This window comes from Streptosporangium sp. NPDC004631 (genome assembly GCF_053601935.1).
Genome location: NZ_JBSGCR010000014.1, coordinates 97,979 through 114,976, shown reverse-complemented (window position 1 = coordinate 114,976; position 16,998 = coordinate 97,979). Strand labels below are relative to the sequence as shown.

Sequence of the window (16,998 nt, the reverse complement as noted above, 5' to 3'; positions counted from 1 at the left end):
GATCAGGTGTCGTGGTATCTCCCGCTCATCCTGCTGGTCGGGGTGGAGCGCCTTGCCGAGATGGTGATCGCCCGCCGTAACGCGCGCTGGAGTCTGGCTCGCGGCGGGGTGGTGTACGGGCGCGGCCATTATCCGTGGATGGTCGTCCTGCACACCGCCCTGCTGGCCGGGTGCGTGCTGGAGACGGCCCTGGCCGGCCGGCCCTTCGTTCCGGCGCTCGGCTGGCCGATGCTGGCCCTGGTGGTCGCCGCGCAGGGGTTGCGCTGGTGGTGCGTCGCCGCGCTGGGGCGGCGCTGGAACACCGAGGTGATCGTGGTTCCGGGGCTGCCGCCGGTGACGCGCGGCCCCTACCGGCTGCGCCGGCTGCGACACCCCAACTACGTGGCGGTGGCCGTGGAGGGGGCGGCGCTGCCGCTGGTGCACGGCGCCTGGGTCACCGCGGTGGCCTTCACCGTGCTCAACGCCGCGCTCATGGTGGTGAGGGTCGGATGTGAGGAGGCGGCTCTGGCCACGCTCGTCCCGGACCCGGACCAGGCACCGGCCTCGTCTCCGGGGCGGGCGTCGGCGTGATCGACGTCCTGATCTCCGGCGGAGGCCCCGCGGGCCTGGCCACCGCCATCCACGCCGCGCTGGCCGGCATGGAGGCGGTCGTGGTCGAGCCTCGGCCCGGCCCGGTGGACAAGGCGTGCGGCGAGGGGCTGATGCCCAGCGGAGCCGCCGCGCTGTGGTCGCTGGGCGTGCCGGTGCAGGGCCGGGCGCTGCGGGGGATCCGCTACCTGGACGGCAGGCGTCAGGCTCAGGCGCCGTTCCGCGCCGGTCACGGGCTGGGGGTACGGCGCACCGCGTTGCACGCCGCGCTGTCCCGCCGCGCGGCCGAGGTGGGGGTGAAGGTGGTCTGCGGCCGGGTGGACGGGGTACGGCAGGACGATCACACCGTGGAGGCCGCGGGGCTGCGGGCCCGCTGGCTGGTGGCCGCGGACGGCCTGCACTCCCCGCTGCGGGCCCTGCTGGGGCTGGAACTACCCGATCGCCGGCCGCGCCGGTACGGCCTGCGGCAGCACTATCCCGTCGCGCCCTGGACGGACTTCGTCGAGGTGCACTGGGCCGCGGACGGCGAGGCGTATGTGACGCCGGTGGGTGAGAACCTGGTCGGCGTGGCCGTGCTGAGCTCGCGGCGGCGGGGCTACCGCGAGCATCTGACGGATTTCCCCGCCCTCACGGCCAGGCTGGAGGGGCCCGCGGCGACCCCGGTGCGGGGTGCGGGGCCGCTGCGCCGGAGGGTGCGTTCCCGGGTCGCCGGGCGGGTGCTGCTGGTCGGCGACGCGGCCGGTTACATCGACGCGCTCACCGGTGAGGGGGTGTCGCTGGCGCTGCTGTCGGCGGAGGCGCTGGTGCGCTGCCTGCGGGCGGGTGCTCCGCATTCGTACGAGAGCGCCTGGCTCCGCCTGTCGCGCCGTCACCGGCTGCTCACCGGGGCGCTGCTGGAGGCCCGCCGGCACCGGACGTCCGCGAGGTTGATCGTCCCGGCGGCCCACCGGATGCCCGCCCTGTTCGGCGCGGCGGTGCACGCGCTGGCCTGACGGCGGGGCGGTGCGGCCCCGGGCACGCCGGGGCCGTACCGGAAACGTCGTACCGGAGACACGGAACGTCGCAAGGGGGCGGGAGGACCGGGGAGGAGCCGGAGGTGTAGACCGGGACGTCGGTGTGGAAACGCCCGTCATGACCGATCTGGACCGTCTCGACGTACTCCCACCTGCTCTCGCCGCCGGCGCGGAACAGCATCGCGATCCTCTGCCGTTTTAGTGGTTAAGAATGGCCTTATGGACGAATCTGGTGGACGGTGCTCAGCCGGGCGGCGTAGTGCCCCGTCCCGGCGAACCGGATCCGCCACTCACCACCCCGGCGGTCCGTCACGGTCGTGATGAAGCGGCCCTGCGGGTCCGTCGTGGCCGAGGCGACCCGCTCCCAGCCGCTCCCCCTCGCCTGCCGGTACAGGATCTCGACGGGCTTGCCGGGAAACGGGGCGTAGTCCAGGTAACCCTGCGGGTCGACCCGGTTCAGCACGCCCCTGACCCGCACGTCGGAGCCCCTGCCGACCGCCTGAACCGCGCTGAACCTCGTCTCGCGCCTCAGCCGGAACCCGGCGTGCCGGATGGTCCTGGCCCCGCCCGTCCCCCTGGCGGTCACCGTGACGGTCCACCGCCCGGCGGGATACCACCGGGTCAGCTCCCTGTCCGGCAGGAACCGCCAGGTCTCCCAGCCCCACTCGGCCCGCGACACGGGCCTGGGCGCCGGGGACGCGCCCGCCGGCCTGCCACCGGGGCCGGAGAGTCCCGGCCCGGTCACCGAGGGCGTGGCGGTGTGGGGCGGGATCGACGCCGCGGAGCCCCAGTCGATCACGGGAACCGGGCCGGGCCCGGGAACGGGTCCGGGCTCAGGGGCGGGGACGGGTCGAGGGGCGGGGACGGATCCGGGCCCCGACCTGGGCGGCGCGCCGGGCTCGACCTCGATCGTCACCCCGGCCGGGTCCGCGACCCCGCGCGCGACCACCTCGATCACCAGGCGTACCGCTCCGGCCGGGCCGACCACCGGGGCGCCCGGGCTCAGGGTTACGGAGCGGATCACCGGATCCCCGGCCGTGGGCGCCGCCTCGGCGGGTACCGACGAGGCCGTGACCCCCGCGACCAGTAACGCGATAAGGACTCTCATGAACCAGGACGCTAGGAAGCGCCCGGTAATGGCCGAGGAGAGGACACGCGCCCCATTGGGCAAAACGCCGTCCTCCCCATCCGGAGCGTCGGCGTCCACCCGCGCCGGTCAGGCCGGCGATACCGCCCGCCGTACCGGCGCGGCGGACGGGCCGCCGGCCCGGAAAAGGCACGTGATCACCGCGCCGGCGCGTACGCCGGCCGGGATCAGCTCCGGTACAGGCCGTCGATGACCTCGGCGTACTTGGCGTGGACGACGCGGCGCTTGAGCTTCAGGCTCGGTGTGAGCTCCTGGGTCTCGGCCGTCCACTCCGCCGGCAGCAGGCACCAGCGCTTGACCTGCTGGACGCGGGCCAGCCTCTCGTTGGCCGCGGCGACCGCGCTCTCCACGGCCTTGAGGACGTCGGGGTGGCCGGCGAGCTCGGACAGGGTGGTGAACGCGATGCCCCGGCTCAGCGCCCAGCCGGGAGCCGCCTCGCCGTCGAGGGTGAGGATCGCCACCGGGTACGGCCTGCCGTCGCCGTAGGCCAGGGCCTGGCCGACGAGGGGGTGCTCCTTGAGGTGGTTCTCGATGTTGGCCGGGGAGATGTTCTCGCCGCCCGAGGTGATGATGAGCTCCTTCTTACGGTCGACGATGCTGACGAAGCCGTCCTCGTCGACGGAGCCCACGTCCCCGGTGTGCAGCCAGCCGTCCTCGTCCAGCAGGTCGGCGGTCGCCTCGGGCCGGTTCAGGTAGCCCCGGGCGTTGGCGGGGCTGCGGGTGAGGATCTCGCCGTCCTCGGCGATGCGCACCTCGACGCCGGGACCGGCCGGGCCGACCGTACCGAGTTTGAAACGGTCCGGGGCGTTGGCGGTGAATGCGCCCGTCGTCTCGGTCATGCCGTACACGTCGAGCAGGCACAGCCCGAGCCCGGCGAAGAAGCGCTGGACGTCGCTCGGCATCGGCGCGGCCGCGGTGGCCAGCCAGCCGGCGTTGTCGAAGCCGATCATCGAGCGGATGATCGACAGCAGCTCGGCGTCGGCCCGCCGGTAGGCCGCCAGGACCTCGGCGGAGGGCGTCCGCCCGTACTGGCGGGCCTCGACGTAGGCCAGCCCGGCGGCCATGGCCCGGTGCACGCTCTCCTGCCGCTCCTGCGGCTGGGCGGACAGCAGCGCCCGCAGCCGGGCGGCCATCTTCTCCCAGACGCGCGGGACGCCGAAGAACAGCACCGGCCTGACCTGGCCGAGGACGGCGCCCAGCTGGGCGGGGTCGGTGCAGAAGTAGACGTGGGAGAGCTTGAACAGCGGCAGGTAGAGGCTGAGCACGCGCTCGGCGATGTGCGCGTAGGTGAGGTAGGAGATCTGGGTGCCCTTCTCGGGCAGCCTGGTCATCCGGTCGGTCGCCACGACCTCGAAGAACACGTTGGCGTGGGTCAGCGGCACGCCCTTGGGGTTGCCGGTGGTGCCGGAGGTGTACAGCACCGTCAGGACGTCCTCGGCGGTCACCGCCTGCCACCGGGCGTCGATCGCGGCCGGGTCCTCGGCGAGCCTCGCCCGCCCCAGGGCCAGCAGGTCGTCCCAGGTGACGAAGGGGTCGCCGGGCGGGGCACCCTCCAGCATGACGATCGTGCGGAGTCCGGGAAGGTCCGCCAGCACCGGCTCCCACCTGGCCAGATCGGCCGGGCCGCCCAGCACGGCGATCCTCGCGCCGACGTCGCCGGCGACGAAGGCCACCTGCTCCGGGGCGAAGGTGGAGTAGACGGAGCAGGGCACGCCGCCGGCGTGCACCGCGCCGAGGTCGGCCAGGACGTGCTCGCTGCGGTTGACCATCATCAGCGCGACCGCCTCCCCCGGCCGCAGCCCGAGCGCCGCGAAGCCGGCGGCGATCTCCAGGATCCGCTGCCGGGCCTCGGCGTAGGTCAGGGTCGTCCAGCCCCCCTCGGCCGGGTCGGAGTAGGCCGGCGCGAGGGGATCGCGCTCCGCGGCCTCCCTGAGCTGGGCGCAGACGGTACGGCCCGCGATCTCCCGCTCGATCGCCGCACGCTCTTCAAGGACACCGGCCATGGACGCGCCTCCTGAGACGGCTCACCTGCATGAGTGGCATGCATCGCACCACACGGTCCTTCCCCGGAACAAGACCCCGCGGACGACGGGAGGCGCCACAATCCACAGTCCGCGGCGGCACGGTGACCGGACGTGTACGTAGAGTTAGCGTCCGGTCACCTCATGCCGCCGGGAGGCATCATGACATCGGGGACGGGCACCGATGAGAAGTCCTTTTTCGGACATCCTCGCGGCCTCGCCACGCTGTTCGGCACCGAGATGTGGGAGCGCTTCAGCTGGTACGGCCTCCGCGCCATCCTGGCCACCTTCATGGCCGCCTCCCCTGCCATCGGGGGGCTGGGGCTGAGCGAGAGCACGGCCCAGGCGGTCGTCGGCATCTACGGCGCCCTCATCTATCTGGTCGCCCTGCCCGGCGGCTGGATCGCCGACCGGATCCTCGGCGCCCGCAAGGCGGTGCTGTGGGGTGGTCTCACCATCATGTGCGGCCACATCAGCATGGCCGTACCCGTCAGGACGGGCGTCTTCGTCGCGCTCGGCCTGCTGCTCATCATCATGGGGACGGGGCTGCTGAAGCCGAACATCTCCGCGATGGTCGGCAAGCTCTATCCCGAGAGCGACGACGCGCGCCGGGACGCGGGGTTCTCCATCTTCTACCTCGGCATCAACCTGGGCGCCTTCGTCGCCCCCCTCGTGGTCGGCTGGCTCGCGGCGGGTGACCGGTGGCATCTGGGGTTCGGGGCCGCGGCGGTCGGCATGGCCCTGGGCCTGGTCCAGTACGTGCTGGGCCGCCGCCACCTGCGGGGGGTGGGCGACGCTCCCGGACACCGGCTGACCCCCCGCGAGCGCGGGCACCTCGGCCTCGCCGTGGTCGTCGCCGTCGCCGTGGTCGCCACCGGGCTGGCGCTCTGGACGGCCTCGGGCACGCTCACCCTCGACGCCTTCGCGCTGGCGGTGACGGTGGCCATCATGATCGTCCCAGTGGCCTACTTCGCCTACATCCTGCTCGGCGACCACAACCTGACCGACGGCGAGCGTTCCCGGATGCGGGCCTACATCTGGCTGTTCACGGCCGCCGCCATCTTCTGGATGATCTACGATCTGGCCCCGACCGTACTGCTGTTCTTCGCCGGGAACCACACCGACCTGTCGCTGTTCGGCGTCCGGATCACCCCCGCGACCACCCAGTCGTTCAACCCGCTGTTCATCATGATCTTCGTGCCGGTCTTCGCGGCGCTCTGGGTCAAGCTGGGCGACCGGGTGACCGCCCCCCAGAAGTTCGCCTTCGCGCTGCTCATGGTGGGCCTGAGCTTCGTGGTCATGGCCCTGGCCGCCCAGCTGGCCGGGAGTGGGCGGGTGTCGGTGTGGTGGCTGGTGCTGGTCTACCTCGTCCAGGTCTTCGGAGAGCTGGCGCTGAGCCCGGTCGGGCTCTCGGTCACCACCAAGCTCGCCCCCCAGGCGTTCAAGAGCCAGATGCTCGGGGTCTGGTTCATCGCGGTCTCCGTGGGCGACGCGGTGGGCGGGCAGACCGGCCGGCTGAAGGAGCACCTGTCGGAGCCCGCGTACTTCCTCAGCCTGGCGGCGATCGCCGTCGCCGCCGGCGTGGTGCTCTTCCTGTACGTCCCCCGACTCCGGAACATGATGCGGGAGGACGGCGAGGCCGCCGGGCCGGAGCGGGCCGCGGAGAACACATAAAGCCGGTCATGGGATGATTCACCGGTGAACCAGCTGCTCGACCTCGTCGGAATCTTTGTTTTCGCCCTTTCCGGCGCGCTGGTGGGCGTCCGCAAGCGGCTGGACGTGGTCGGCATGGCCGTGCTGGCGGAGATGACCGCGCTGGGCGGCGGAATCCTGCGCGACCTGATCCTCAACGTGCGGCCCGCGGCCTTCTTCAGCACGGGTTACGTGCTCGTCCCCGTCGCCGCCACGGCGATCGTCTTCTTCTGGCATCCGCATGTGCAGCGGGTGATGCCCGCGGTGGACGTGCTCGACGCCGCGGGCCTGGGCCTGTTCTGCGCGGTCGGCACGGAGAAGGCGATGAACCACGGCCTCAGCCCGCTGCACGCGGCCCTGCTCGGCGTCACCACGGCGGTCGGCGGCGGAGTCCTGCGCGACGTCCTGGCAGGCCAGATTCCCAGCCTGCTGTACGACCGTCAGCTGTACGCGGTGCCCGCCATGCTCGGCTCGGCGATCATGGCCGCGCTCTACACCCTCGACCTGCACGGCTGGCCGGCCACGCTGTCGGCGGCCGTGCTGGCCTTCGGGCTGCGCATCGCGGCCATGCGGCTCCGGCTCCGCGCGCCGCTGGCCAGGGGGGTCGCGCGAGACTGACGGCACGGGGCCCCGGGACGAGCAGGACCGCGGGACGGGGGTCCTGCCGTGATCGCGGCGGCCCCTCACAGCGCCGGGGTGAGTGGCGGGGCCGGACGCGTGCCGTACGGGCCCCTGACCCTGGCCTCGGCGATGCGGCCCACGGCCTCGGTGAGCACCTGCGGCGGCTGGGTGAACGGCAGGCGCACCCGTCCCTCCAGCGTGCCGTCCACGCCGAACCAGGTGCCGGGGGCGAGCCGTACGCCATGGCAGGCCGCGGCGTCGGCCAGCGCGGTGCCCGACGGGCCGGGCAGCCGCACCCAGAGCGATCCGCCGCCCCGGGGGACGGTGAAGCTCCAGTCGGGCATGTGCTCGGCCAGCCCGGCCACCAGCGCGGCCCGGGACGCGCCGAGGGTCCGGCGGCGCTCCGCCCTGGTCTCCTCGATGTCCTCGAACAACCTGGTCACCACCAGCTGCTCGAACAGGGAACTGGCGATGTCCACGGCCGCGCGGAGCACGGCCAGGCGGCGGACCAGGGCGGCACCGGCCCGGATCCAGCCGATGCGCAGCCCGCCCCACCACAGCTTGGACGCCGACCCGACGCAGATCACCCGCCCGTCGGTGTCGAACGCGGCCGGCGGCGCGACCCGGGGCACCTCGTCGATCGCCAGCTCGCTCCAGCTCTCGTCCACGATCAGCGTCGTGTCGTACTTCCTGGCCGCGCCGACCAGACCGGCGCGCGTGGCGTCGTCCATCAGGTGCCCGGTCGGATTCTGGAAGTCGGGGACGATGTAGGCGAGGCGGGCGGCCGACTGGCGCATCGCGGAGGTGAGAAGGTCGAGGTGCCAGCCGTCGTCGGGGATGCCGACGGAGACGATCCTGGCGCCGCGCAGCCTGGCCGCGTCGATCGCGTGCGGGTAGGTGGGTGATTCCAGCAGGATCGGGGCGCCCGCCGGCAGCAGCATCGTGGTCAGCAGGTGGATCGCGTGCTGGGCGCCCGCGGTGACCAGGATCTGCTCGGGCCGGGTGGCCAGGCCGCGCGCGGTGTAGCGGTCCGCGATCGCCTGGCGCAGCGGCGCGATCCCGACCGGGTCGTAGCCCGGACCGAGCATGTGGCGCGGGTAGTGCTCGCCCGCGAAGGCGATCGCCGCGGGGAGCGTCGAGGCCGCCAGCGGGGCCGCGGAGTGCAACGGCAGCAGCCCGTCGTCGGCGGCGGCGATCCAGGGGTTCTCCGCGCCCAGCGAACCGGCGTCGGGCAGGGCGGTCCAGCTTCCCGCGCCCTGCCTGCTCTCCAGGTAGCCCCGCTCGCGGAGCCGGTCGTAGGCCGCGGTCACGGTGGTACGGCTGACGCCCAGGGCCTCGGCCAGGTGCCGCTCGGCCGGGAGCCGCACCCTCACGGGCAGCAGTCCGTCGAGGATCAGCGAGCGCACGGCCTCGGCCAGCGCCCTGTAGTACGGCCGGGCGCCGGGGTCGATCGCCACGAGGCGGGCAAGCTGGGGCCCGCTCAGATATCGGTCCACCTAGACCAGCATAAGGCCACTTATCATGATTGGCCCTTTTGACGGGCGACGGCGACCTGGACGATTGACAGCACTATGAGCGAACTCTCTCTTCCCACGTTTGGATCGTTCCCCAACCGCCTGCTCCGCCTGTACGCCGGTCTGGCGCTCTACGGCGTGGGCATCGCCCTGCAGATCGAGTCCCGCCTCGGCGGCAGCCCCTGGGACGTGTTCCACCAGGGCCTCTCCATCCACCTGGGCCTGTCCATCGGCACGTGGATCATCCTGGTGGGCGCCCTGGTCATGCTGCTGTGGATCCCGCTCAGGCAGCGACCGGGCATCGGCACCGTCAGCAACGTCGTCCTCCTCGGCCTGTTCGCCGACGCCGCCATGTGGCTGGTCCCGGCTCCGGAGCCGCTGGTGGCGCGCTGGGCCTACCTGTTGCTCGGCGTCGTCGCGACGGGGGCGGCGACCGGCCTCTACATCGGCGCGGGTCTCGGCCCCGGCCCGCGCGACGGCCTGATGACCGGCCTCAACCGCCTCGGCCTGTCCATCCGCTCGGCCCGGACGCTCATCGAGGTCACGGTGCTGGCCGCCGGCTGGTTACTCGGCGGCGTCGTGGGTTTCGGCACCGTGGTGTTCGCCCTGGCCATCGGGCCGCTGAGTCAGTTCTTCATGCCGCGGACGCGGCCCAAGGGCTGAGGTACGGGCCCCGGAGGCGTTAGCGTCAAGCACATGCGGATCGAGGACTACGCGCTCATCGGCGACATGCAGTCGGCTGCCCTGATCGGCCGCAACGGCTCCGTCGACTGGCTCTGCCTGCCCCAGTTCGACTCGCCGGCGTGCTTCGCGGCGCTGCTCGGCGACAAGCACAACGGGCAGTGGTGGCTCGGCCCGGCGGACGCCCAGCGGCCATTGGCCACCCGGCGGCGCTACAAGGGCGATTCGCTGGTGCTGGAGAGCGAGTGGGACACCCCGGACGGCACGGTCCGGGTCACCGACTTCATGCCCACCCGGCACCTCAACCCCGACCTGGTCAGGATCGTGGAGGGCGTGACGGGCACGGTGGAGATGGCCACCGAGATCCGCATCCGCTTCGACTACGGCCGGATCGTGCCCTGGGTGCGCCGCACCGACGGCCTGCTGCAGGCCGTCGGCGGCCCCGACTCGGTGTGGCTGCACTCCCCCGTCCCGCTGCAGGGCGGCGACTACGCGCACAAGGCGAGGTTCCAGGTCTCCGAGGGCGACCGGCTGGCGTTCGTGTTCACCTGGCACCCCTCGCACGAGGCCAAGCCGGTGGAGATCGACCCCTTCGAGCAACTGGCCGAGACGGAGTCGCTCTGGGAGGAGTGGGTGAACCAGTGCGCCTACCGGGGGCCGTGGCGCGAGGCCGTGGTCCGCTCGCTGATCACACTCAAGGCGCTCACCTACGCCCCCACGGGCGGCATCGTCGCCGCCCCGACCACCTCGCTGCCGGAGGACCTCGGCGGGGTCCGCAACTGGGACTACCGCTACTGCTGGCTGCGCGACGCCACCATGACCCTGGAGGCCCTCGTCGGCGCCGGATACCTGGACGAGGCCCGCGACTGGCGCGCGTGGCTGCTGCGGGCGATCGCCGGCCGCGCGCAGGACCTGCAGATCATGTACAGCGTGACCGGGGAACGCCGGCTGACCGAGCTGGAGCTCGACTGGCTCCCGGGGTATGAGAACTCCCGGCCGGTCAGGATCGGCAACGGCGCGGTCACCCAGCTCCAGCTGGACGTCTACGGAGAGGTGATGAACTCCCTGTACATGTCCCGGGTCTCGGGCATGGAGCCGGACCACCGGGCCTGGACCATCCAGCGCGAGCTCATCGGATACGTGGAGACCCACTGGGACGAGCCCGACGAGGGCCTGTGGGAGGTCCGCGGCCCGCGCAGGCACTTCACCCACTCCAAGGTGATGTGCTGGGTCGCCCTGGACCGGGCCGTCAAGCAGGTGGAGCACTTCGCCCGGCCAGGCCAGGCGGAGCGCTGGCGGGAGCTGCGCGACCGGATCCACGCCGAGGTCTGCGACAAGGGCTTCGACACCGGGCGGGGGACCTTCACCCAGTCGTACGGCTCGGCCGAGCTGGACGCCTCACTGCTACTGATCCCGGCGGTCGGCTTCCTGCCGCCCGAGGACCCCCGGGTGATCGGCACCGTGGAGGCGGTCCAGCGCGAGCTGATGGTCGACGGCTTCGTACAGCGCTACCCGGCGAGTACCGCCAACGACGTGGACGGCCTGCCCGGCGGCGAGGGCGCGTTCCTGGCGTGCAGCTTCTGGATGGCCGACGCGCTGGCGATGATCGGGCGCAGGCGGGAGGCGATCGAGCTGTTCGAACGCCTGCTGACGCTCCGCAACGACGTCGGCCTGCTCGCCGAGGAGTACGACCCCCGCCACGGCCGCCTGGTCGGCAACTTTCCGCAGGCCTTCAGCCATGTTCCGCTGATCCACACGGCCCGGCTGCTCGGCTGAGACCGCCGGCCGGGAGAACCGGCGGCCCGGCGCGTCAGGAGGCCGGGAACGGCGGATCGGGGACCGGAAAAAACTTCCTCTCCGGGTGCAACAAATCATCGCGGTCGTCACTCTCATCTGATGAACACGATCTGAAGGGAACCACCATGAGCGACTTCGACGTCACCACCACCGACCTGGTCGACTACGACGGGGACGGCAGCACCGACGCCCAGCTGATCGACGTCGACGGCGACGGCTACGCCGACGAGGAGCGCTACGACACCGACGGCGACGGCGTCACCGACGTCGTCTACCTCGACAACGACGGCGACGGCTACATCGACGAGGCCCGGGTCGACCTCGACGGCGACGGGGTCGCCGACTACACCCAGACCCAGGGCCCCTTCCCGACCATCTGATCACACGCCCCGGTACGGGCCCGTGTGATCCCACCAGGGGGGACCCGGACTCGGGTCACACGGGCGCCGCCGACGAGAAAGACATCCGATGACAGACCGACGCGCGCTCCTGCCCCTGCTGCTCCTGGCCGGGCCGGCGCTGACCGGCTGCGGCGCGGTGGCGGGAGGGGCCGACGGGAGGGCTGCCACCGCCGTCACGTCGCCGGCGCCGGTCCGGCCCGGCCTCGCGGACGAGGAGGGCGTCCGGCCGCTGCGGGACGACAGGGGGCGCGGGGTCGCTCCCGGCGGGGCGGGGGCGCAGGACGGGTTCGCTCCGCCGGGAGCGCCGCGGGTTCCGCTGTCACTGGCGCTCGCGCTGGCGGCGGGGGCCCTCGTGGTGGCCGGTACGGGTGTCCACCTGTGGCGGCGGAGCCGGCGGACCGCGCCGGGGGCCGCCGTCTGGCCGGGCGCGCCCGGCCCTCCGGGCTCGGCGCCGGCGTCGTACGCGCCGCCGCAGCCGCCCACGCCGCAGCCGTCCATGCCGACGCCGCCCCCACCGGGACCGCCCGCGCCGGGGCCGCCCGCCGCCTCCGGACCTCCCGGATCCGGACCGCCCGGGCCGGCCGAGGCCGGCCCGCTGGAGGACGCCCTGGCCGAGGTCGCCGGGAGCGGGATCAGCCAGGCGCTGACCCAGCAGGTGGAGCGCCTCTTCGCCCAGGGCCGTCCGGAGCGGGCGGCGCTGGTGGAGTCCTGCATCGGCTGCCTGGACCAGATCGCCGAGCGGCATCCCCGGCTCGCCGGCACGCTCCTGGACGCGCTGCACCGGGCCGGGGTGCGGGAGATCGTCGCGGACGGGCGGCGCTTCGACCCGCGCCTGCACGAGGCGTTCGGCACCGAGCCGACCGCACGGCCCGAGCTGCACGGCGTGGTGGCGGAGACCGTAAAGCGGGGATACGCCGACGGTGACCACGTGATCCGGGTGCCCAAGGTCGCCGTCTACCGCCACGAGTCATCCGGGGGCGGAACGGCGCCGTGAGAGGTTCAGCCTCCGGCGAGACCGGCCTGCAGCCTCCGCCTGGCCCGGTGGATCCAGGTCCTCACCGTGCTGAGCGGCACCTCAAGCGAGACGGCCACCTGCTCGTAGGTGAGCCCGCCCGCCCAGAGCAGCAGCGCCTCCCGCTGGGGGGCGGGCAGCGTGGCCAGCGCCCGGCGCAGGTCGGCCAGCCGGGCGACGGCGTCCTCGAAGGAGCCGGCGACCGCGGGCTCCTCGATCAGCTCGGCGAGGAGCGGCCCGCCGGGAGGACGGCGCCGGACCACCGTGTGGGCGGCGTTGCGCGCGATGGCGAGGACCCAGGCCCGGAAGGGTGCCCTGCCCTGGAAGGCGGCCAGGCCCCGCCAGGCGGCGAGCTGCGTCTCCTGCAGCGCGTCGAGCGCGTCGGCGCGGTTTCCGGTCAGGTGGTAGCAGACCCCGAAGGCCGGGCGGCTCGCCGCGGCCCACAGCTCGGCGAAGGCTGCCTCGTCACCCGTCCGAGCCGCGGCGAGCAGAAGGCCCTCGTCCTCGGCTGCACTGCTCGGCGGCGCGCTGGTCATCGGTCACACATCCTCCCCGAGTGTAAAAAATCAGCCAATGACACCACGCCGCACGATTGCCCGGTATGAGGTAGCTCGTCATGATATTGGACCGTGATAATCCGAGGCCCGGGTCACCACAGGTGACGGCAAGACCCGCGGACCTGCTGCGTCACCTGTGCGACACCACCTTCGCCAAACTCTCCGGGGCGGAGCTGCGCGAGCGGGTGTCGCAGGTGCGCGCCGACCTTGATGCGCCGCTGCGGATCGCGGTGGCGGGCGCGGTGAGCAGCGGGAAGTCGACGCTGGTCAACGCGCTGCTCGGCCTGCCCGTCGCCCCGGTGGACGCGGGCGAGTGCACCTTCGTGGTCACCCAGTACGAGTACGGCGAGGACGACGGCCGCATCACGATCGAGCTCACAGACGGCGGCGTGGCCCACTCCCGGCTGCTCCCCGGCCACCGGCTCCCCACCGAGCTGGGCGTGGACGTGGCCGGGATCCGCCGGTTGCGCGTCGCTCTGGACCTGCCGTCGCTGCGCGCGGTCACCATCGTCGACACCCCCGGGATGAACACGGTGACGGCCGCCAACGAGCGTGCGGCCCGGAGCATGCTCTTCGGCTCCGGTGAGGAGGACGATCGCGCCCAGGCGATGATCTACGTGCTCCGCTACGTTCAGAAATTCGACGACACCACCCTCGCCGAGTTCCGCGGCCTCACCGACGCGTGCGGCATGAGCTGCGTCAACACCCTCGCCGTGCTCGGCCAGGTCGACCGGCGCGGCGACGAGGACGACCCCTGGCCGACCGCCAGGCGGCTGGCCGCCAAGGGCTACGAGGACCTGCGCACCTCCGTCTTCGACGTGGTCCCGGTGATCGGGCTGCTCGCCGAGACCGCGCGCGCGTGCCCGCTGGACGCCGACGAGACGGAGGCGCTGTCCCTGCTGGCCGGGCTCGACGAGGACGACCTGGAGGACTGGCTCCTCGACCTGGACGACTTCCGCACGGCCGCCGGCCTGCCGGTGCCCGCCGAGGTACGGCACCGCCTGGTGCAACGGCTGCACCGCTACGGCATCGCCACCGCGGTCGGCGCGCTCCGGCGGGGCGAGGCCCCGGACCCGGCCGCCCTCACCGCCCACCTGCTGGAGCGGTCGGGATACTCCTCGGCGGGGCGGGCGGCGACCGGCTCCGTGGCCGCGGGCATCGCCCACTTCACCCGCCGCGCCGACCAGCTGAAGGCCCTCGACGCGCTGACCAGGCTCCGCCGGATCGCCCGCTCACCCGCGCTGGGCTCGGACCGCGCCGTCCTGGAGGCCCTGGCGGCCCAGCTCGACGAGAACAGGCCGATAGCGACCGCCCTGGGCGGCCTGCGGATCTTCGCCGCGGCCGAGGCGCTGGGCAGGGGAACACTTGTCCTGAACGAGGGGATGACCGGCGAGCTCCTCCGCATGGCCCGCCACGACACCCCGGCGGAACAGCTCGGCCTGCCCTCGGGGGCCTCCGCCGCGGAGATCGCCGCCGCGGCCACGGCGGCCTCGATGCGCTGGCGCACGCTCGCCATGATGAGCGAGGGCCGTACCGGCGGCCATCGGGCCAGGGACGTGCTGACCGTCCTGGAGGATCTGGCCGTCGGGGCCTCCGCCGCGGAGGCCGGCCAGGGCGCCGGGGGCGGCGACCCGCTCCCGGCGATCCGGGTTGACCCGGCCGAGGTCGAGGCGCTGCGCTCCTCCCCGATGCTCCCCGCCGCCGACCGGAGGGCGCTGGACCTCCTGCTCTCGGGCACCGAGCTGGCCACACAGCTCGGTGCTCCGCCCGGCACCCCCCGGGCCGAGGTTGCGGGCTACGGCGCCGCCCTGGCCGCCCGCTTCCGGATCCTCACCCACCGGCCGCTCTCGCTGCGGCAGCGACGGGCGGCCGAGATCCTCTGCGAGACCTGCGAGACCGTCTGGTCGCGCTACCACCAGGACGGTCCGTGAAAAGACGGTCCGTGAAAACCGGATGACACCGGCAGACCCCCGACAGGAGAGCCCATGACGACCCCCGACCCGGCGAGCCCGGTGGCCCGGCTGCTGCGCTACGCCAACGAGGTCCACGGGCTGGCCGGCCGGTGCGGCAGGCCGGACCTGGCCGAGGTGCTGGCCGCCAGCGCGGCCAGGTGGAAGGACGAGTGCACCGACATCGTGGTCGCCGGAGCGCAGAAACGCGGCAAGAGCCGCCTGCTCAACACGCTGGTGGGCCACCCCGACCTGCTCCCGGTCGACGCCGACGTGGCCACCAACTGCTTTCTGTCCCTGCGGCGGGGCCCCGGGACGGCCGCGGTCGTGCACCGCAGCACCGCGCAGGGGCTCGTCCAGACTCCGATCACCGTCGAGTCGATCCCCGACTACGCCTCGATGCGCGGCGACGCCGGCAAGCGCCGCGACGTGGTCAGCGTGGACATCACCCTCGACAACCCGCTGCTCGACGGGTTGCGGCTGCTCGACACCCCGGGCGTGGACAGCCTCACCGTGGGACACCGGCAGGTGACCGTGGCCATGCTCCAGAGGGCCGACGCCCTGCTCTTCACGCTCAGCGCGCAGGACCAGCCCGTGCTCAGGCACGAGCTGGAGTTCCTCGCCGAAGCCGCCGAGCGGGTCCAGGCCATCGCGTTCGTGCTGACCAAGGTGGAGGACTCGGCCAACTGGCAGCGCCTGCAGGAGGAGAACAAGGCCCGGCTGCGGACCTTCGTCACCGAGGCGATCGCCGCGGCCCCGGGCAGGGCCGCGACGCTGAAGGCGCTGCTGGAGGCGCCCTGGATCCCGGTGAGCTCCAAGCTCGCCGAGGCCGCCGAGGTCAAACGGCGGGAGGGACGGCGGGAGCGCGCCGACACGCTGCGGGCCCGCAGCGGCATGGACGTGCTGGAGCGGCACCTGCGCGGGTTCGCCGAGGGCAGGGAGTCCGCCCGCGGCGCCACCGTGGTCGCCGCCGCGCTGTCCGTGCTGGGCTCGCTGGCCACGGGCGCCGGGGACGACGTCGCCGTCGGCTCCGAGGACGAGGGCGACGTGACCACCCGGCTCGCCGAGGTGGACACCGAGCTGACGGGGCTGGCCGAGCTGAGCGCCCGACGCAGGGCCGGCGCGGTGGCCAACACCTTCCTCGGGCGTGAGGTGGCCGGGATCGTGGCGGCGCGGGTGGCCGAGATCCGCCAGCCGTACGAGAACGCGATCGCCACGCTGAAGAGCCAGGCCCAGCTGGACAAGTACATGACCGAGCTGCCGGAGAGCGCCCAGCGGTCGCTGGAGGCCGCCTGGACGCAGATCGTCTACGACGTGGAGACCCTGGCGAGGACCACGCTGAACTCCTTCGCCGGTGATCTCGGCCTCGACCCGGTGGAGCTGGCCGCGGACCGGCGGGCGATGCCGAACCTGACGCAGGTCCAGGTCAAGGGGGACCAGGCGGCCGACGACCCGGTCAACGTGGACATGGTGCGCGACGTGCTGCCCTCGGTGTCGATGGGGCTGTCGTTCGGCGGCCTCGCCGCGGCCCTGCTCGGCCCGGTGGGCTTCATCCTGGTCGCCCCGGCGCTCGGCGCGGCCATCTTCATGGGACGGCGCTCGCTGGAGAAGGTGCAGCGCAGCCAGGCGGCGATCAGGGGGGCGCTCCGCGACCAGTTCGCGGTCGTCTCCCGGGAGATGACGCTCGACCTTGAGCGGATGGTGGCCACCTGGCGGGTGGGTGTCGAGCAGGCCGCGGACGAGAGCCTGCTGCGGCGGCGCAAGGAGCTGGAGGGCAGGCGCGCGGAGCTGAAGTCCGCCTCCGCCCGCTCGGCCGCCGACCGCCTGCGGGCACGGCAGTCGGGTAAGGATCGCATCGCGGCGATCGACGCCCTCACCGCCCGCGGTCACGAGCTGCGCGGGGAACTCGCCACCGCGGTGGCCGCCCTGGGCGCCACGGTGGCGTCCCCCGCCGCTCCTGCCACCCCCGCCGCTCCGGGCGCCCCGGTCAGAGCCTGACGGCCCC

At 73.3% G+C, this 16,998-nt stretch carries 14 protein-coding genes; 10 read left to right on the top strand and 4 right to left on the bottom strand.

The genetic code is table 11. The features are described from left to right. Positions 1 to 6 precede the first annotated feature (6 nt). Both ACWEF2_RS16735 and ACWEF2_RS16730 read left to right on the top strand, forming a co-directional pair. Positions 7 to 570 (top strand): isoprenylcysteine carboxyl methyltransferase family protein, encoded by a 564-nt coding sequence (locus ACWEF2_RS16735; protein ID WP_453816078.1) that lies wholly within the window; start codon positions 7 to 9, stop codon positions 568 to 570. After that, a complete protein-coding gene (locus ACWEF2_RS16730) occupies positions 567 to 1,580 on the top strand; it encodes an NAD(P)/FAD-dependent oxidoreductase (protein WP_453816076.1) in 1,014 nt (337 codons plus the stop codon). Before ACWEF2_RS16735 ends, ACWEF2_RS16730 begins: the two co-directional genes overlap by 4 nt. Before the next feature lie 238 nt (positions 1,581 to 1,818). Here ACWEF2_RS16730 and ACWEF2_RS16725 read toward each other — a convergent pair whose 3' ends face one another. Both ACWEF2_RS16725 and ACWEF2_RS16720 read right to left on the bottom strand, forming a co-directional pair. Continuing rightward, positions 1,819 to 2,709 carry a hypothetical protein gene (locus ACWEF2_RS16725; protein WP_453816074.1) on the bottom strand — a complete coding sequence of 297 codons (891 nt, stop codon included), beginning with the start codon at positions 2,707 to 2,709 and terminating at the stop codon, positions 1,819 to 1,821. A gap of 206 nt (positions 2,710 to 2,915) precedes the next feature. Continuing rightward, on the bottom strand, positions 2,916 to 4,751 hold the full coding sequence (locus ACWEF2_RS16720) for an AMP-dependent synthetase/ligase (protein WP_453816073.1): 1,836 nt from the start codon (positions 4,749 to 4,751) through the stop codon (positions 2,916 to 2,918). A gap of 180 nt (positions 4,752 to 4,931) precedes the next feature. Here ACWEF2_RS16720 and ACWEF2_RS16715 point away from each other — a divergent pair, with 180 nt between their 5' ends. Together ACWEF2_RS16715 and ACWEF2_RS16710 are read left to right on the top strand one after the other, a co-directional pair. Then, positions 4,932 to 6,443 (top strand): peptide MFS transporter, encoded by a 1,512-nt coding sequence (locus ACWEF2_RS16715; RefSeq protein ID WP_453816071.1) that lies wholly within the window; start codon positions 4,932 to 4,934, stop codon positions 6,441 to 6,443. A gap of 24 nt (positions 6,444 to 6,467) precedes the next feature. After that, positions 6,468 to 7,079 (top strand): trimeric intracellular cation channel family protein, encoded by a 612-nt coding sequence (locus tag ACWEF2_RS16710; RefSeq protein WP_453816069.1) that lies wholly within the window; start codon positions 6,468 to 6,470, stop codon positions 7,077 to 7,079. Positions 7,080 to 7,144: 65 nt separating this feature from the next. Here ACWEF2_RS16710 and yczR read toward each other — a convergent pair whose 3' ends face one another. After that, positions 7,145 to 8,578 carry a MocR-like transcription factor YczR gene (gene yczR, locus ACWEF2_RS16705; RefSeq protein WP_453816068.1) on the bottom strand — a complete coding sequence of 478 codons (1,434 nt, stop codon included), beginning with the start codon at positions 8,576 to 8,578 and terminating at the stop codon, positions 7,145 to 7,147. A 75-nt stretch (positions 8,579 to 8,653) separates the two neighbouring features. On the opposite strand from yczR, the gene yczE reads away from it, so the two are divergent. The 4 genes from yczE (at position 8,654) to ACWEF2_RS16685 (ending at position 12,469) form a co-directional block, all read left to right on the top strand. Next, a complete protein-coding gene (gene yczE / locus ACWEF2_RS16700) occupies positions 8,654 to 9,259 on the top strand; it encodes a membrane protein YczE (RefSeq protein ID WP_453816066.1) in 606 nt (201 codons plus the stop codon). Between the two features lie 33 nt (positions 9,260 to 9,292). Next, positions 9,293 to 11,053 carry a glycoside hydrolase family 15 protein gene (locus ACWEF2_RS16695; RefSeq protein WP_453816064.1) on the top strand — a complete coding sequence of 587 codons (1,761 nt, stop codon included), beginning with the start codon at positions 9,293 to 9,295 and terminating at the stop codon, positions 11,051 to 11,053. 146 nt (positions 11,054 to 11,199) lie between these two features. Beyond that, complete coding sequence (locus ACWEF2_RS16690) at positions 11,200 to 11,454, top strand: hypothetical protein (protein WP_453816062.1); 255 nt, start codon at positions 11,200 to 11,202, stop codon at positions 11,452 to 11,454. An 88-nt stretch (positions 11,455 to 11,542) separates the two neighbouring features. Then, the gene (locus tag ACWEF2_RS16685; protein WP_453816060.1) at positions 11,543 to 12,469 is read left to right on the top strand and encodes a nucleotide exchange factor GrpE; all 927 of its coding nucleotides are present in this window, start codon (positions 11,543 to 11,545) and stop codon (positions 12,467 to 12,469) included. A gap of 5 nt (positions 12,470 to 12,474) precedes the next feature. Here the strand turns inward: ACWEF2_RS16685 and ACWEF2_RS16680 are convergent, their stop codons facing one another. After that, positions 12,475 to 13,023: an RNA polymerase sigma factor gene (locus tag ACWEF2_RS16680; RefSeq protein ID WP_453816058.1), complete on the bottom strand. Its 549-nt coding sequence runs from the start codon at positions 13,021 to 13,023 to the stop codon at positions 12,475 to 12,477. A 122-nt stretch (positions 13,024 to 13,145) separates the two neighbouring features. On the opposite strand from ACWEF2_RS16680, the gene ACWEF2_RS16675 reads away from it, so the two are divergent. Beyond that, positions 13,146 to 14,975, top strand: coding sequence for a dynamin family protein (locus ACWEF2_RS16675; RefSeq protein ID WP_453816056.1), 1,830 nt, complete (start codon positions 13,146 to 13,148; stop codon positions 14,973 to 14,975). A gap of 54 nt (positions 14,976 to 15,029) precedes the next feature. After that, a complete protein-coding gene (locus ACWEF2_RS16670) occupies positions 15,030 to 16,991 on the top strand; it encodes a dynamin family protein (RefSeq protein ID WP_453816054.1) in 1,962 nt (653 codons plus the stop codon). The last annotated feature ends 7 nt before the right edge of the window (positions 16,992 to 16,998 follow it).

What these genes read in the sequence shown, in the direction of transcription:
- ACWEF2_RS16725 (WP_453816074.1), bottom strand. Translation starts at nt 2,709, where the DNA reads ATGAGAGTCCTTATCGCGTTACTGGTCGCGGGGGTCACGGCCTCGTCG.
- ACWEF2_RS16720 (WP_453816073.1), bottom strand. Translation starts at nt 4,751, where the DNA reads ATGGCCGGTGTCCTTGAAGAGCGTGCGGCGATCGAGCGGGAGATCGCG.
- ACWEF2_RS16715 (WP_453816071.1), top strand. Translation starts at nt 4,932, where the DNA reads ATGACATCGGGGACGGGCACCGATGAGAAGTCCTTTTTCGGACATCCT.
- yczE (WP_453816066.1), top strand. Translation starts at nt 8,654, where the DNA reads ATGAGCGAACTCTCTCTTCCCACGTTTGGATCGTTCCCCAACCGCCTG.
- ACWEF2_RS16695 (WP_453816064.1), top strand. Translation starts at nt 9,293, where the DNA reads ATGCGGATCGAGGACTACGCGCTCATCGGCGACATGCAGTCGGCTGCC.
- ACWEF2_RS16690 (WP_453816062.1), top strand. Translation starts at nt 11,200, where the DNA reads ATGAGCGACTTCGACGTCACCACCACCGACCTGGTCGACTACGACGGG.
- ACWEF2_RS16685 (WP_453816060.1), top strand. Translation starts at nt 11,543, where the DNA reads ATGACAGACCGACGCGCGCTCCTGCCCCTGCTGCTCCTGGCCGGGCCG.
- ACWEF2_RS16680 (WP_453816058.1), bottom strand. Translation starts at nt 13,023, where the DNA reads ATGACCAGCGCGCCGCCGAGCAGTGCAGCCGAGGACGAGGGCCTTCTG.
- ACWEF2_RS16670 (WP_453816054.1), top strand. Translation starts at nt 15,030, where the DNA reads ATGACGACCCCCGACCCGGCGAGCCCGGTGGCCCGGCTGCTGCGCTAC.